Consider the following 15,674-nt stretch of genomic DNA (forward strand, 5'->3'; position numbering starts at 1 on the left):
CGCTCGTACTGTGGGTTCTCAGGCTTTGCGTGCCGTCTTCATTGCACGGTCCACTTCCCAGAATGCTCGAAGCGACGCGATCTTGCCGTCGTCGTTCACCCGGTAGACGAACACGCCCTCGGCGTCGATGATCGAGCCGCCGATGGTGGTTCGGATCTTGCCGATGTTGACGTTCTCGTTGCCGCACACCAGTGAATCGTCGATCAGAAATTCGAGCTTGTCCGCGTTCGCGATCGTCATGTCGTAGAACTTGGAGATCGCTTCGCGCCCGTGATGGCCTTTGCCTTCGGGATCGAAGCCCGAAGGCCCGACCGGATCTTCCACCCAACCGTCCTCGGCGAAGAGGTCCAGCCAGGCTTCCTTGTTCTTGCCACTCGCTGCGGCGCGCGAAGCGTTACCCGCGACGCGGGCGGGGTGTTCGTCGGTCATCGCGGCTCCTCAGTTGATGTACTGCTCGGCGAATTTGCGCATCGAATCCTGCTTTGCCTCCAGTGGGGCATCGAATCCGATTCCGTCGAAAACCCAAGGCACGGTGATGAGGTCCGTGACGCCGGCATCTTCGAGCTCTGCGTAACCGTCCTTGCCGAAACGGTCGATGCACACCGTCTGGATTTCGAACGGCTCGTTCTCGCGGCCGTACTCGGCGCGCAGTTCGCGTAGTCGTGCGATCACACCCACCAGGTCGTCGAACTTGATCATCGCCGAGGTCCAACCGTCGCCGACTCGTGCAGCACGCTTGAGTGCGACCTCGGTGTGGCCGCCGACGTAGAACGGAACCGGCTTGGTGGGTGCCGGGCTCATCTGCAGGCGATCGAAATCGAAGAAATCACCGTGATACTCGACCATGCCGCCGCCGAGGATCAGTTTGAGGACGTCGATCATCTCGTCCACACGTGCGCCCCGACGCTTGTACGGAGCGCCGCACCACTCGAACTCTTCCGGAGCCCAGCCGATTCCGACGCCGAAGCCGAAACGGTTGTTCGTCAATGCCGCCACGGAACCGACCTGTCGCGCGAGCAGGACGGGATTGCGGCTACCCAGCTTGAGCACCTGGGTGTAGAACTCGATCTTCTCGGTCACCGCGCCCATTGCAGCCGCGGCGATGAGCGGATCGACCCAGGGGGTCTCGGCATTCCACATCCGAGACCCGTCCGGGGTGTACGGGTAATCCGCCGCCTGTGTTTCCATGAAGAACAGTGAATCGGGGAGAGCGATCGACGAAAAGCCGCATTCCTCGGCAGTTTTGGCGATACCGGCTAACTGGTCCAAGGGGTTCATGGCAACCCCGACGGTGTACTTCATCTTCGGCCTCTTCCTGATCGGCGTGTGTGCTGCTGCTTACGTGGTGGGACGTTCGGAGCCGACGACCCACATCGAGAAGTACTGCGAGCCACCGCCGTAGGCATGGCCGAGAGCCTTGCGCGCGTCGGCCACCTGGTGATCGCCGGCGCGGTGCATGACCTGCATCGCCGACTCGGCGAAACGGATCATGCCCGAGGCGCCGATCGGGTTGGAGGAGAGAACACCGCCCGAGGCATTGACCGGGAGCTTGCCGCCGATCGCGGTTTCACCTGCCTCGGTCAGCTTCCAGCCCTGGCCTTCCTCCGCGAAGCCGAGGTTCTCGAGCCACATCGGCTCGAACCACGAGAACGGGACATAGATTTCGGCGCAGTCGATCTCGTTCAGCGGATCGGTGATTCCCGCGGACTTCCACAGCGCGGCCGCGGCATCCCGGCCGGCCGGCGGTTTGCCCTGATCGCGGCCGGCAAAGAAGGTCGGCTCGGTGCGCAGGGCCGTCGCGTGGATCCACGCGACCGAACGACCCTCGGCCTCGACCTGTGCGGCCGCTTCCTCGTTGCCGATCACCAGAGCGCACGCGCCGTCCGAGGACGGGCAGGTCTCGTCGTAGCGGATCGGATCCCAGAGCATCTGAGATGCCTGCACCGATTCGAAGGTGATGTCCGGCTGCCGCAGGTGCGCATACGGATTGAGGCTGCCGTTGAGCCGATCCTTCACCGCGACGAGGTAGCCGATGTGCTCCGGTGCGCCCGATCGACGAATGTACGAACGGACGTGCGGGGCGAAGTATCCACCGGCGCCGGCGCCAACAGGCATGTTGAACGGTACCGGTGTGGACAGCGCCCACATGGCGTTCGACTCGGACTGCTTCTCCCAGGAAACCGTCAGAACCCGCTTGTGGACACCGGATTTGACCAGGCTGGAGGCGACGATAGCCGTCGAACCGCCCACCGAGCCGGCAGTGTGAACACGCAGCAACGGCTTTCCGTTGGCGCCCAGAGCATCCGACATGGCGAGTTCGGGCATCATCGAACCCTCGAACAAGTCGGGGGCCTTTCCGATGACGACGGCGTCGATGTCGTCCCAGCCGACGTTGGCGTCGAGCATCGCGGCGTCGATGGCTTCACGAACCAAGCCCGCCATCGAGACATCGTGACGCTTTGCGACGTAGTGAGTTTGGCCGGTGCCGAGCACGGCCGCGAGTTGAGGCGTTCCGGCCATCAGTTCCGTCCCTCCAAGACTGCTACCAGGTTCTGCTGCAGCACAGGGCCGCTTGTTGCATGGGCCAGAGCGCGATTCGCCTGGCCGTCGAAGATTGCCTTGGCGGCGTGGCCGATTCGTTCCAGACCACCGGCGAACAGTGGGTTGCCGCTGAGCGGACCGCCGGACGGATTGATCGTGGTGGCGTCGGTCAGGCCGATCGCTTCCTTCAAGATCAATTCCTGGTGAGTGAACGGTGCGTGCAGTTCGGCGACGTCGATGTTGCCGACCTCGCCGCCCGTTGCCGCCTTGGCTGCCGACGTAGTGGACGGTGAGGTGGTCAGGTCACGTGCACCCAGGTTGGGGGAGTCGATGCGATGCTCGAGTCCGGTGATCCACGCCGGCCGCTCGCAGAGATCGCGGGCGCGGTTACCCGAGGCCAGGACGATTGCTGCCGCGCCGTCGGTGATGGGCGCACAATCGTGTGCGCGCAACGGATCTGCGAGGAAGGGGCTGGCGAGAAGGGCCTCGATGTCGACCTCGCCTGCGAGCTGAGCCTTCGGATTGCTCAGCGCGTGACGACGGCTACGAGCGGCAACCTCCGCCATGTCCTCTTGCGTCCACTTACCCGCGTCGAGTCCGAGCCGGGCTTGAAGTCCGGCGATCGAGACCGAATCGGGCCACAGCGGAGTGACGAGGTACGGATCGAGCTGCATGGACAGGATCTTGCGCAGGTGCCCGGCGGAGGACTTGCCGAAGCCGTACACCAGCGCGGTCTCGACCTCGCCGGTCAAGATCTTGATCCACGCTTCGTAGAAGGCCCACGCAGCGTCCATCTCGACGTGAGATTCGTTGATCGGCGGGACCGCTCCGATGGAGTCGATGGCCGAGATGAAGGAGAACGCTCGTCCGGCCAGGTAGTCGGAAGATCCGGAGCACCAGAAGCCGATGTCTGACTTGGTGATTCCCAGATCGCTGTAGAGCTGCTGGAAGCACGGGACGAGCATCTCGACGCCGTTGGTGGTGCCGTTGGTTTCGCGGACGTGGGGTGCCTGAGCAAAGCCCACGACTGCGATGTCTGCAGAAGTCATTTCAGGAGCCTCACAGGTGGTGTTGGAAGGTGGAGTACTCGGCGTCGGGTTCACCTGTCGGCCGGAAGTATTCGATGTTCTCGAGGGTGTAACCCCACTCTTCGCGAGGCTTCCACTTGGCTTCGACGCGCATGCCCATCCGCACGTCCGCGGCATCACATTCGAGGATCAAGTGCAGGAACGGAATGTCGGCCCCGTCGAGGAGCACGTAGGCGGCAACGTAGGGAGGTTTGATTCGCTGCCCGAGGAATGGGACGTTGACGATGCAGAAGGTGGTGACAATTCCCTTGTCCGGCAGTTCGATCTGCTCGCTCGTCGGCTTCCCGTTGGTGGGATTCGCGCCGCGCGGTGGGATGTAGATCTTGTCTTCGGGTCCGCTGCGACCACCGATGAGCTTGCCTTCTGCGAGACCGCGGAGGTAGAAGCTCTCCTCGGCCGAAGCGGAATGCATGAAGTGCAGGTCGACAGGCGTCGTGATCATGGTGACAGGATCGGCGCTGGAATCGACTGTCGCGATTCCATTTTCGCTCTCACCCGGTTCGAAGCACTCGATGTCCTTGATCTGCCCGACCCGCTCCGACGCCCAGCGAGCACGAACCCGCAGGCCGGTGCTGATGTCGTCAGGGGAGTCGACGTCGACTGCGTGGAGCATGGACGTGTCCGCGCCGTCGAGCTTGATCAGGGCCCACGCGAAAGGCTTCGTCAGTGGTTGACCCTCGATGGGTTCGGGCATCCACGTCCAACTCACGACCGTTCCGCCGTCGGAGACTCCGACGAAGTCGGTCAGTGGTTCGGCCGTATCCGGATCGAATTCCGGTGGCGGCACGAAGACACGACCGTTCGACCCACGTGCGCCGATCACCTTGCGATCACGCAGGGCAGTCACGAACGCGCCGATGGTCGGTCCCGTCGATCTGGTGTAGTCGAAATGGAGATTCAATGGTGCGCTCAGGGGCTTGTCGGCCACCCCGCTCTTTCCGATGGTCACAAGATCGAGTAGAACAGGTTCTAGAGATTGTGGCAAGAGTCACTTCTGATCACCGGCAATGTGGAGGCCTGCGATGAAGCTTGGGTTGCAACTCGGATACTGGGGCGCACAGCCGCCGGCAAACGCCCCGGAACTGATCGAGGCCGCGGAAGGCGCCGGATTCGACGCGGTCTTCGCGGCGGAGTCGTGGGGCTCGGACGCTTTCACCCCGCTCGCCTGGTGGGGATCGCGCACCGAGAAGGTTCGGCTCGGTACTTCCGTCGTACAGATTTCGGCGCGAACACCGACCAGCTGTGCCATGCACGCGCTCACTCTCGATCACCTCAACGGTGGGCGAACGATCCTCGGGCTCGGCGTATCCGGACCGCAGGTCGTCGAAGGTTGGTACGGCCAGCCGTTCGAGAAGCCGCTCGCGCGCACCCGCGAATACGTCTCGATCGTGCGCCAGGTCCTCGCCCGTGAAGCGCCCGTCACCAGCCCCGGCCCCCACTACCCTCTGCCGTATGCGGGACCGGGCAGTTCGGGACTTGGCAAGCCGCTCAAGCCCATTACGCACCCGCTGCGTGCGGACATCCCGATCTGGCTCGGCGCCGAAGGGCCGAAGAACGTCGCGCTCGCCGGTGAAATCGCCGACGGCTGGCTGGCGATCTACTACACCCCGCGCCTGGCCCCGATGTACAACAAGTGGCTCGACGAAGGCTTCGCTCGCGCCGGGGCCCGTCGTAGTCGCGAAGATTTCGAGGTGGCCGCCACGTGCCAGGTCATCGTGACTGACGATCGCGCCGCTGCCATCGCCGCTCTCAAGCCGATGACCGCCCTCTACGTCGGCGGAATGGGCGCCCCGGAGTTGAACTTTCACGCGCAGGTCTACAAGCGGATGGGCTACGAGAAGGAGGTCGACGAGATCGGTCGCCTCTTCATGTCGGGCCGCAAGGACGAAGCTGCTGCCGTCGTCCCCGACGAGATGGTCACCGAGACCATGATCATCGGCAACGTCGACGAGGTGCGCGCGGACGTGAAGCGTTGGGAGGAAGCCGGAGTCACGATGCTGCTGGTGACCTGCCGCGACGCCGACCATGTGCGTGAGCTCGCGGCCGCGGTGGGTGGTTGAGCGGGGCACCCCCCATTTTCGAGCGGTACCCCCCTTTTTTTTTCGAGCGCCGGTGCCGTCGCCAGCCATCTACCGCATCGCGTGAACGTATCGCTGCCCTTCTCTGACAGGGGGAGCGATACGTTCACAGGGCGGAGGGTTATCCACAGGTCGGTGTAAATGCCTGATTGGCAAGGGCCTGCGCGGCCGGGAAAGCCCATGATGTCTCCATGAGAAGGGGCGAATGGGGAGACGATCCGAGTTTGCTGATCGTTGCGAGCACGGATGGCGTAATTCGCGTGGCAGAGCTGACCAGACTGGGTGTGTCGGACACAGCGATTGCCGGGCGATGCCGCACGGGCGGTACTTGGCAGCGAATGCTTCCCGGCATAGTTCTGCTGGGGAACGGTTATCCGACGCCGCGCCAGCGCACGATCGCTGCATTGATGTTCTGCGGCCGCGGATCGATGGTCACTGGAAAAGCCGCCATGGCGCAGCATGGCTATCGTCCGCACTCCGGCGAGGTTCAAATCTTGATGCCCATGCATCGCAGGGTGCAATCGACCGGATTCGTCGTGGTCGAAAGGACTGTAAGGCTGCCGACGCCACTGACACGCAGCGGAATTGATTGCGCGCCACTGGTTCGGGCGGTACTCGATGCTGCACGGCGATGCAAGACTTTGGATAGTGCTCGCGCGTTGATTGCAGACGTCGTTCAACGAGGTGACGTTGTGGTTCGTGATCTGTCCAAAGAGTTGGAAGCCGGAAGTATTCGCGGTAGCGCATTGCCCCGCAAAGTTTTGCGGGAGGTGGATGCCAACGTGCATTCGGTGCCGGAGGCAGAGGCCCGCGAGCTGTGGAGGAGAACCGGGCTGCCCGAAATGGTATTCAACCGTGAGATCTGCGACGCAAACGGGAAATTCATTGCAATGCCCGACGGGTGGATCGATTCTGTGGCTTTTGCGTGGGACATCGATTCACTGGACTGGCATCTGTCACCTGGGGACTACCGGGCGACGGTCGAGCGTCGGACTCGTATGCAGAACGCGGGCATCATCGTGCTTCCGACTGTGCCGAGCGCGTTGCGCGCAGAGCCCGAGCGCGTGATAAGCGACCTGCGTGCGCATTTTGCGCTGGCCGCGTCACGGCCGCGTCCGAGGGTGTCAATCAGTGCCAGACCCGGAGGGTGAACGTATCGCTCCCCTTGTCAGAGAAGGGGAGCGATACGTTCACGCGATCGGGGGGCGGTGGTGTGGGGAGCGGTGCTGTGCAGAGTGGGACGGGATAGGGCACGGGTGCACCGAGAGGGGACGGGAAAGGGGGTGGGTCAGACAGGGGTGGGTCAGACACCCTTGAACTGGGGCGCCCGCTTCTCACCGAAAGCCCGCGGGCCCTCCTTGGCGTCGGCGCTCATGAACACCTTCATGCCCAGCTGTGCGTCGATCTGGAAGGCCTCTTCCTCGTGCATGCCCTCGGTGTCGCGGATGGTCTTGAGAATCGCCTGCACGGCGAGGGGGCCGTTGGCACTGATCAGGTCCGCGAGCTCCAGCGCCTTGTCGAGGGCCTGACCGTCCGGGACCACGTGGCCGATGAGCCCGATCTCCTTGGCCTCCGGAGCCTTGATGTGACGACCTGTGAGCAGGATGTCCGCCGCGATCGTGTACGGAATCTGTCGCACCAGACGCACTGCGGAACCGCCGAGCGGGAAGAGCCCCCACTTGGCTTCGGAGACGCCGAACTTGGCGCTCTCACCCGCGACGCGGATGTCGGTGCCCTGCAGGATTTCGGTTCCGCCGGCGATGGCTGCACCCTCGACCGCAGCGATCAGCGGCTTGGTCAACCGACGGCCCTTGAGGAGGCCTTCGATCTTGGACATGTCGACGCCACCGCCCGCGAAGGAATCTCCCGGCGGCTTGGCGGACATGTTCTTGAGGTCGGCGCCGGCGCAGAAGTCGCCGCCCGCACCGGTGAGGATGGCGACACGGATCTCGGGGTCGTTGTCGACCTGATCCCAGGCATCGACCATGATCGCCATCATCTCGCCGGTGATGGCGTTCTTACGCTCGGGGCGATTCATGGTCACGATGAGAACGTGGCCACGCTTCTCCACGAGGCAATGCGGCGCGGTTTCCGAAATGTCTGATTTTTCGGTCGTCGAAGTGGACACTGATGGCTCCTGGCGGGTCTGTGAGCTGGCTCTCAAATTGGGTCTTGCCAGAAACGGTAACACGTTCTACTTTGAACTCGTGGCCCTTAACATCGCAGACTTCGTAGAGCACGCAATCGACCTCGTTCCGGACCGCGTTGCGCTGGTCTCGGACAACCGCGAGATGACTTATGCACAGTTGGAGGACCGAGCAAACCGCCTCGGTCACTACCTGCGTGAACATGGCGTTCAGCCGGGTGACAAGGTCGGCATCTACTGCCGGAACGTCATCGAGGCGATCGAGGCCATGGTCGCGGTTTTCAAGATCCGGGCCGTGATGGTCAACATCAACTACCGGTACGTCGAGAACGAGTTGCAGTACATCTTCGACAACTCCGACATGGTTGCGCTCATTCACGAGCGCCGCTACTCGGACAAGGTCGCGAACGTCCTGCCGAACACTCCCAAGGTCAAGTCCGTCATCGTGGTCGAGGACGGCACCGATCTGGACTTCAGTGCTTTCGGCATCGGCTACGAGGACGCACTCGCGCAGAGTTCGGGTGAGCGTGATTTCGAAGAGCGCAGCAACGACGACATCTTCATGCTCTACACCGGCGGCACCACCGGAAGTCCCAAGGGCGTCATGTGGCGTCACGAGGACTGGTGGCGTGTTCTCGGCGGAGGCATCAACTTCGTCACCGGAGTTCCGGTCGAGGACGAGTACGAGATGGCGAAGGTCGGCGCCGCCAACCCGAGCATGATCCGCTACCCGATCCCCCCGATGATTCACGGCGGTTCGCAGTCGGCGGTATTCCACAGCCTCTTCGGCGGCGGAACCTGTTTGATGCACCCGGAATTCGACGCCCACGAGGTGTGGCAGAACATCGACAAGCACAAGGTCAACCTGATCTTCATCACGGGTGACGCGATGGGCCGTCCGATGCTCGACGCACTCATCGCCGGAAACCCGGAGACCGGTGAGCCGTACGATCTTTCGACGCTCTACGTGATGGCCAGCAGTGCTGCACTCTTCTCGCCGAGTATCCAGGAGCAGTTCCTCGAACTGCTGCCCAACCGACTGTTGACGGACTCCATCGGAGCATCCGAGACCGGCTTCGGTGGACTTGCCGTGCTGAGCAAGGGTCAGAAGCACACTGGCGGCCCGACGGTCAAGATCGACGCCTCCACAACGGTTCTCGACGACGACGGCAACGAGGTCGAACCCGGATCGGGCAAGCGCGGCATGCTCGCTCGCAAGGGCAACATCCCGCTCGGCTACTACAAGGACGAGGTCAAGACGGCCGAAACCTTCCGCACCATCAACGGCGTTCGCTACTCGATCCCCGGCGACTATGCGCAGGTCGAAGCCGACGGCACGGTCACGATGCTCGGCCGCGGTTCGGTGTCGATCAACAGCGGCGGCGAGAAGGTCTACCCGGAAGAGGTCGAGGGCGCTCTGAAGGCGCACCCGGACATCTTCGACGTCCTGGTGGTCGGTATCCCCGACGAGCGCTTCGGTCAGCGCGTTGCCGCAGTGGTCCAGGTGCGCGAAGGCACGTCGCCGACGCTGCACGACATCGCCACCGCAGCACGCAAAGAGATTGCCGGATACAAGGTTCCGCGCAGCGTGTGGTTCGTGGACCAGATCAAGCGCAACCCGGCAGGCAAGCCCGACTACCGCTGGGCGAAGGCCGAAACGGAATCGCGCGAGGCCGACGATCACAACGGAAACGGCGCTCCTGTGGCGTCCGCAAACGAAAGCGTGGAAGCCTGATGCGTTCGGATCTCGCCGACAAGTTCGGCATCGAATACCCGATTTTCGGATTCACTCCTTCCGAGCACGTCGCGGCCGCGATCAGCCGCGCGGGGGGTCTGGGCGTGCTCGGTTGCGTCCGGTTCAACGATCCGGAAGAACTCGAAGCCGCACTGACGTGGATGGACGAGAACACCGACGGTAAGCCGTACGGCGTCGACATCGTCATGCCGGCCAAGGTGCCGACCGAGGGCGGCGCCGTCGATCTCGACAAGCTGATTCCGGAGGAGCACCGCGCCTTCGTCAACCGCACGCTCGACGAGCTCGGTGTGCCGCCGCTTTCCGACGACGTCGAGCATGCGACCGGCGTACTGGGATGGCTTCACTCGGTGGCGCGGTCACACGTCGATGTTGCTCTGGGACACCGGATCGCGTTGATTGCGAATGCACTGGGATCACCGCCGAAGGACGTCATCGATCAGGCGCACGAGAAGGGCGTACCGGTAGCAGCGCTGGCCGGCGCCGTCGAGCATGCACGTCGTCACGTCGAGAACGGTGTCGACATCGTGATCGCGCAGGGCTACGAGGCAGGCGGTCACACCGGCGAAATTGCGTCGATGGTTCTCGTTCCGGAAATCGTTGATGCACTGGGTGATTCAGCTGCCGTACTGGCTGCCGGCGGTATCGGCAGCGGCCGTCAGGTGGCTGCTGCACTTGCACTCGGTGCGTCCGGAGTGTGGATGGGCTCGTACTGGCTCACCACGTCCGAATACAAACTCGGCAGTGCATCGGGCGAGGGCCCGTCCGCTATTCAGCGTGCACTGTTGGGCGCGACGTCGGCCGACACCGTTCGTTCGCGCATCTACTCGGGTAAGCCCGCTCGGTTGCTCAAGACCAAGTGGACGGAAGCCTGGTCGAACCCGGGAGCACCGGCGCCCTTGCCGATGCCGCTGCAGAACCTTCTGGTCAGCGACGCTCATCAGAGAATCGCTGCATCGGAGAACCCGGAAGTTGTGGCAATGCCCGTCGGTCAGATCGTGGGACGGATGAACGAGATCCGCCCGGTCGCCGAGGTCATGGCAGAGCTGGTGTCCGGGTTCGAGGACGCGCGAACCCGACTGGATTCGATGAAGTAGTAGATGACACGTGCGTGTGCCCTCGGCCGAGTTTCGGCCGAGGGCACACGTCGTTCAGCCGGCGAGGTCGTCCGGTCCGACGGTGTCCGACAACCATTCTCCGCGACTGAGGGCGCCGTCGTCGCGGCGGCGTGCGATCACGAAAATGACCAGGGCGGCAGCGAGGACAACTGCGAGAACGCGCGAAGGCGTCAGATTCGGGTTCTTCATACCCGTAATTTTGCCGGAAGAACGGGCGCGATGGTGAGACAGCGGAGCAAAATCACGTGTTTCGAAATTACTGCGCTTCCGACGCATGGAGACTGGCGATCCGCTCACGCAGGCCACCGAAGTGCACATCGAGAGTGTGCGCCGCCTCGACTGCATCACCCGTACGGATCGCGTCGAGAATCGCACGATGCTTCGACGCGATGTCGATCAGTGGTGTGTCCGAATGCCCGATGGCCTGCTGGATCTCGCTGTACACCTGCCAGAAGACGTCCATCAACTGAGCGAGGACCTGGTTGTCCAGCGGGGAGTACAGGCGGGAGTGGAAGGTAGCGTCGATGTCGGAGAAGTTCTTCCCGGCGGCGGCACGGACCTCCATGCCGGTGACGAGTTCGTCGAGGTCGGCGTGGTCGGCCGACGTCATCTCGGCCATCGCCGCACCGATCAGTCCGGTCTCGAGTGCCTGACGAATGTCGACCAGTTCCATCGCCTCGTGCCCGGTACCCTGCAAGGACAACCGGCCACGGAAGGTCAGGCCGTCGGCGAGAGCGTCGAAGTTGCTAGGGGCGACGAACATTCCGAAGCCGTGACGGATCTCGACGACGCCCAAGGCCTGCAGAACCTTGAGCGCCTCCCGGAGCGTGTTTCGGCCGATACCCAATTCCTCGGACAGTTCGGCCTCGGTGGGCATCGGGTCGCCGGGGGAGAGCCTGCGTTCGAGGATCAAGTTCATGATGTCCGTCTGAAGTGCGCGCATGCGGTTTTGCGCGCTGAAACGAGCGCCCTGTGTGCCACTCCGGACAGACATCGATTCCCCTTTTCTGATACGAACGTCCTTCATCCTATGTCCGGTCATCCGCTCCATTGGTCAACCCACGTCAACGGTGCGTTGCAGGAGGCTGGGCGCCGCACCCAGCAGTTTGGCCGTGTACGCATCGGACGGGCTGTCGAATACTTCCTGGGCCGTTCCCTGCTCGACGATCCGCCCGGCGTTCATGACGACGATGGTGTCGGAGACGTACCGCACCGTCTGTATGTCGTGCGAGATGAACACCATGCCGAGCCCCAACCGAGCCTTGATGTCGCTGAGCAGATTCAGGATCTGCGCTCGCACCGAGACGTCGAGCGCCGACGTCGGCTCGTCGGCCACGATGACGTCAGGTTCGAGCGCGAGTGCACGCGCGATCGCGACACGTTGCCGCTGACCGCCGGAGATCTGGCTCGGGATGACTTCGAGCGCAGATTGGGGGAGTCCGACCAAACCGACCAGCTCGCGAACTCGGGCGGTCCGGCTCGCGCGGTTGCCGATGCCGTGGACGTCGAGTGGATCGGTGAGGATGTCGGCCACCGTCATTCGGGGATTGAGCGCGGTAGCCGGATCCTGGAAGACGATCGAAATCGCCCGGCCGAACTCCTTGCGCACGCCGGCCGACCGGGTCAGAGCGCTTCGGCCGCGAAAGACCACGTCGCCCGACGTCGGTTTCTGCAGTCCGACCATGACTTTGGCCAGAGTGGACTTGCCACAACCCGACTCGCCCACGATGCCGATCGTCGTCCCTCGTCGTACGTCGATACTGACATCGTTGACCGCGTGAACCGTGCCCGGTTTGAACAGTGATCCCGAACGGGTCTTGTGGACGACGTGAATGTTCTTCAGTTCCAGGATGGGTGCTTCAGCTGTAGTCATCGCACGCTCTCCAATTCCGATTCTGTACGTACGGGAGTCGCGGACTGGTCGGCGAACCAATGCTCGGTCCCGTCGATTCGGACCATCTCCGGCTTACGGAGGGGGTCGGAGTCCGGGCGAGTGGAACGCTCGGCGAAACGGTCACCCGCCGCGAAGTTTCCGGGCGAGGGAACAGTTCCCTGAATCTGATGCAGTCGCGGCGCTTCGTCCTCGATAGAGAGAACGGCACCGAGAAGGCCCTGGGTGTATTCGTGGCGGGGATCGACGAGCAGATCACTCGTGGGCGCCGACTCGACGACCTGACCGGCGTACATCACCGTGATCTTGTGGGCCAGGGAGGCTACGAGTGCCAGGTCGTGGCTGACGAAGACCATTGCAAATCCCAGCTTTTCCCGAAGATCGTTGAGCAAGTCCACGACCTGGGCCTGGACGGTGACGTCGAGGGCGGTGGTGGGCTCGTCCGCGACGATCAACCGTGGACTGCGGGTGAGCGACATGGCGATCAGAACGCGCTGGCGCTGACCACCGGAAAGCTCGTGTGGGTAGCTGGCGAGAGTGCGCACCGGATCGAGTCCGACGAGTTCGAGCAGTTCCTCGGCTGTGCGGGTACCGCCGCGCTTGGTTAGCTGCTTGAACTGCGCGCGTATCAGCATCGCCGGGTTCAGTGAACTCAGCGCATCCTGGTAGATCATGGCCATGTCGTGTCCGCGTAGCTTGTTTCGCTCCCGGTTGTTCAGCTCGAGGACGTTGACTCCGTCGAACAGGATCTCGCCGGTCACCACTGCCGTCTTGGGTAGCAGACCCATGATCGCCAGCGACGTGAGCGACTTTCCGCAACCGGACTCGCCGACGAGCGCCATCGTCTCGTTCGGGCGGACGGTGAAGCTCACGTTGTCGACGATCGCCGTGTCTCCGTAGCGTTCCGGGAACCGGATCGTGAGATTGCGGACCTCGAGGAGTGGTGCGGCATCGCCCTCGTACACAAGACGATCGGACCGAGATCGCTCGGTTTCCGCCAGGATCTTCAGGTGAGTTTCGAGAGGAGTCGGCTCGGCGGCCGGTTTCAGGACATCTTTCACGACGCTCGGGTCGGCGAAGTCGTCTATCAACTCCGGAGTGTCGGTGACCGATGCGGCTTCGTCCTCCAGAATGAGCTCGTTGGAGGTCTCCTCCGCTGCAGCGGTCTGCGCTGCTTGGAGCGCGGAGGGCGTCTTCTTGGTCTTCTTCAGACTCGGATCGGCCATCGCGTCCGTCAGGCCTTCGGCGAGCACGTTGAGGGAGAGCACCGTCAGCAGAATGAGCAGGCCGGGAAACACCGTTGCCCACCAACCACCGAGGAGGACCATGTTCTTGCCGTCGGCGATCACCGATCCCCACGACGGATCCGGGGGACGGACACCTGCTCCGATGAACGACAGGCTGGCTTCCAGCACGATGGCGTCGGCGACCATGACAGTGCAGAAGACGAGAACGGGCGCAGCACAGTTGGCTACGACGTGCTTGACGACGATGTGTGAAGTTCTTGCGCCGATGACCTTTTCGGCCGCGACGTAGTCCTCACCGTACTGAGCGAGAACGTTCGCGCGAACGACGCGAGCCACCATCGGTGTGTAGAGGAACGCGATAGTGACGATCAGAACCGGGATCGAACCACCGAAGGCTGCAACGAGTACGGCAGCGAGCGCGATGCCCGGGAACGCCATGACCACGTCGAGCACTCGCATGATGGTCTCGTCGACGCCTTTTCGGCTCGTTGCGGCCACCGATCCGATGAGAGCGCCGGCGCACAGTGCGAGGAAGGTGGAACCGAGACCGATGGTCAGCGACCAGCGTCCGCCGTAGAGCAAGCGGCTGAACAGATCTCGACCGAGACTGTCCTGACCGAACCAGTGCTCGGCGCTGGGGCCCGCGGTACCCACCGCCTGTTCGAGCGGGGTGTACTGCGTGATCAGCGGCGCGAAGAGGCAGGCGAGCACGATGATCGCGAGAACCGCCATCGACAACCAGGCCGAGAGGGGGAAGCGAGAAAAGGTGATGCCGGGTCGCGAAAGCTTCTCGGTGAGTTTTCTTCTCATCATGCTGCGCTCCGAAGTCGTGGATTGACGAGCAGGTAGAGGATGTCGACGGCGAGGTTGACGACGACGAAGCCGACCGCGATGACGATGACAACACCCTGAACGACTGCGGGGTCACCGTTGGTGACGCCGTTGATCATGAGCTGACCCATGCCGGGCAGGCCGAAGATCTGCTCGATGACCACAGCGCCACCGAGGAGATAACCGACTCGTAGACCCAGGACGGTGAGCGGGTTGATCAGCGCGTTACGCAACACATTCCGTCCGATCACCACGTGATAGGGCAGGCCGCTGCCGATCGCGGTCCGGACGTAGTCCTTGTCCAACTCCTCGACCATCGACGTGCGGATGATGCGCGTGAGTTGTGCTGCGACGGGCAGTGACAGGGACAGCGCCGGGAGCGCCATGTACCAGAGCCAGTCGCTGACGGAGTCGCTCGGATTGACGTAGCCACCGGTAGGGAACCATCCGAGTTGGACAGCAAGGTACTGAATCATCAGCAGTGCCAACCAGAATGACGGTGCCGCCACACCACCGAGGGAGATCACTCGGATGACCTGATCCGGCCAACGATCGCGGAACAGTGCGCTGGTGACGCCGAAGATCAGCGAGAGCACGATGGCGATCACCAGTCCGAGAACCGTGAGCTGAATGGTCAGTGGCAGAGCGGTGGAGATCGAATCCAACACCGGGGTACCGGAAATCAGACTGTCACCCATGTTGCCGCTGACCAGATCGGTCACGAAGTGAACGTATTGCAGCGGAAGCGGATCGAGCAGTCCGTTCTCTTCCTTGAACTGCTGCAGCTGTTCCGCAGTCGGGTTGCCACCGTTGAACGCCGCGGTTGCGGGATCGGTGGGCGCGAACTGCATCACGATGAAGACGAACGCGATGATGCCGAGGATCAGGGGGATCAGTATCAGTAATCGCCTGATCAGCATGGGGAGGACTCTTGCCATCGGGGGATCTCTCAGTTGTGGGAAACGGCCGAGCGGGCGGGTA

General features: G+C 63.0%; 15 protein-coding genes. 4 read left to right on the forward strand and 11 right to left on the reverse strand.

From position 1 onward, the window contains the following. Nucleotides 1-18: 18 nt before the first annotated feature. Genes RWT78_RS07335 through RWT78_RS07355 form a run of 5 tightly spaced genes read right to left on the reverse strand, consistent with a single transcriptional unit; the run spans nucleotide 19 to nucleotide 4,578 of the window. Nucleotides 19-429: a nuclear transport factor 2 family protein gene (locus RWT78_RS07335; RefSeq protein ID WP_007734269.1), complete on the reverse strand. Its 411-nt coding sequence runs from the start codon at nucleotides 427-429 to the stop codon at nucleotides 19-21. A gap of 9 nt (nucleotides 430-438) precedes the next feature. Beyond that, the gene (locus RWT78_RS07340) at nucleotides 439-1,302 is read right to left on the reverse strand and encodes a TIGR03619 family F420-dependent LLM class oxidoreductase (protein ID WP_314674991.1); all 864 of its coding nucleotides are present in this window, start codon (nucleotides 1,300-1,302) and stop codon (nucleotides 439-441) included. A gap of 36 nt (nucleotides 1,303-1,338) precedes the next feature. After that, entirely contained in the window at nucleotides 1,339-2,520 is a 1,182-nt protein-coding gene (locus tag RWT78_RS07345; protein WP_314674993.1) for a thiolase domain-containing protein, read from the reverse strand. Continuing rightward, entirely contained in the window at nucleotides 2,520-3,590 is a 1,071-nt protein-coding gene (locus tag RWT78_RS07350) for a thiolase domain-containing protein (RefSeq protein WP_003945801.1), read from the reverse strand. The genes RWT78_RS07345 and RWT78_RS07350 overlap by 1 nt, the downstream gene beginning before the upstream one ends. 10 nt (nucleotides 3,591-3,600) lie before the next feature. Next, complete coding sequence (locus RWT78_RS07355; RefSeq protein WP_314674996.1) at nucleotides 3,601-4,578, reverse strand: OB-fold domain-containing protein; 978 nt, start codon at nucleotides 4,576-4,578, stop codon at nucleotides 3,601-3,603. 73 nt (nucleotides 4,579-4,651) lie between these two features. On the opposite strand from RWT78_RS07355, the gene RWT78_RS07360 reads away from it, so the two are divergent. Further along, on the forward strand, nucleotides 4,652-5,689 hold the full coding sequence (locus RWT78_RS07360; RefSeq protein WP_214886939.1) for an LLM class F420-dependent oxidoreductase: 1,038 nt from the start codon (nucleotides 4,652-4,654) through the stop codon (nucleotides 5,687-5,689). Nucleotides 5,690-5,898: 209 nt separating this feature from the next. Beyond that, on the forward strand, nucleotides 5,899-6,858 hold the full coding sequence (locus RWT78_RS07365) for a hypothetical protein (RefSeq protein WP_007734274.1): 960 nt from the start codon (nucleotides 5,899-5,901) through the stop codon (nucleotides 6,856-6,858). 152 nt (nucleotides 6,859-7,010) lie between these two features. Here RWT78_RS07365 and RWT78_RS07370 read toward each other — a convergent pair whose 3' ends face one another. Next, nucleotides 7,011-7,835 carry a crotonase/enoyl-CoA hydratase family protein gene (locus RWT78_RS07370; RefSeq protein WP_007734275.1) on the reverse strand — a complete coding sequence of 275 codons (825 nt, stop codon included), beginning with the start codon at nucleotides 7,833-7,835 and terminating at the stop codon, nucleotides 7,011-7,013. Between the two features lie 79 nt (nucleotides 7,836-7,914). Between RWT78_RS07370 and RWT78_RS07375 the strand changes: the two genes are divergently transcribed. Together RWT78_RS07375 and RWT78_RS07380 are read left to right on the forward strand one after the other, a co-directional pair. Next, on the forward strand, nucleotides 7,915-9,588 hold the full coding sequence (locus RWT78_RS07375) for an acyl-CoA synthetase (protein ID WP_039973409.1): 1,674 nt from the start codon (nucleotides 7,915-7,917) through the stop codon (nucleotides 9,586-9,588). Beyond that, the gene (locus tag RWT78_RS07380; RefSeq protein ID WP_003945863.1) at nucleotides 9,588-10,703 is read left to right on the forward strand and encodes a nitronate monooxygenase family protein; all 1,116 of its coding nucleotides are present in this window, start codon (nucleotides 9,588-9,590) and stop codon (nucleotides 10,701-10,703) included. Before RWT78_RS07375 ends, RWT78_RS07380 begins: the two co-directional genes overlap by 1 nt. A gap of 54 nt (nucleotides 10,704-10,757) precedes the next feature. On the opposite strand, the gene RWT78_RS07385 is transcribed toward RWT78_RS07380, so the two are convergent. The 5 genes from RWT78_RS07385 to RWT78_RS07405 all read right to left on the reverse strand — a co-directional run bounded on the left by RWT78_RS07385 (nucleotide 10,758) and on the right by RWT78_RS07405 (nucleotide 15,631). Next, nucleotides 10,758-10,913 (reverse strand): hypothetical protein, encoded by a 156-nt coding sequence (locus RWT78_RS07385; protein ID WP_003945810.1) that lies wholly within the window; start codon nucleotides 10,911-10,913, stop codon nucleotides 10,758-10,760. 67 nt (nucleotides 10,914-10,980) lie between these two features. Then, nucleotides 10,981-11,718, reverse strand: a complete 738-nt coding sequence (locus RWT78_RS07390) for a FadR/GntR family transcriptional regulator (RefSeq protein ID WP_007734278.1) — start codon at nucleotides 11,716-11,718, stop codon at nucleotides 10,981-10,983. Between the two features lie 60 nt (nucleotides 11,719-11,778). After that, nucleotides 11,779-12,597: an ABC transporter ATP-binding protein gene (locus RWT78_RS07395; RefSeq protein ID WP_003945888.1), complete on the reverse strand. Its 819-nt coding sequence runs from the start codon at nucleotides 12,595-12,597 to the stop codon at nucleotides 11,779-11,781. Beyond that, nucleotides 12,594-14,672 (reverse strand): dipeptide/oligopeptide/nickel ABC transporter permease/ATP-binding protein, encoded by a 2,079-nt coding sequence (locus RWT78_RS07400; protein WP_037132256.1) that lies wholly within the window; start codon nucleotides 14,670-14,672, stop codon nucleotides 12,594-12,596. Before RWT78_RS07400 ends, RWT78_RS07395 begins: the two co-directional genes overlap by 4 nt. Then, a complete protein-coding gene (locus RWT78_RS07405) occupies nucleotides 14,672-15,631 on the reverse strand; it encodes an ABC transporter permease (RefSeq protein ID WP_003945671.1) in 960 nt (319 codons plus the stop codon). Before RWT78_RS07405 ends, RWT78_RS07400 begins: the two co-directional genes overlap by 1 nt. Nucleotides 15,632-15,674: the final 43 nt, after the last annotated feature.

The sequence above is a fragment of the uncultured Rhodococcus sp. genome (assembly GCF_963525155.1).
Lineage (GTDB): Bacteria > Actinomycetota > Actinomycetes > Mycobacteriales > Mycobacteriaceae > Rhodococcus_F > Rhodococcus_F qingshengii.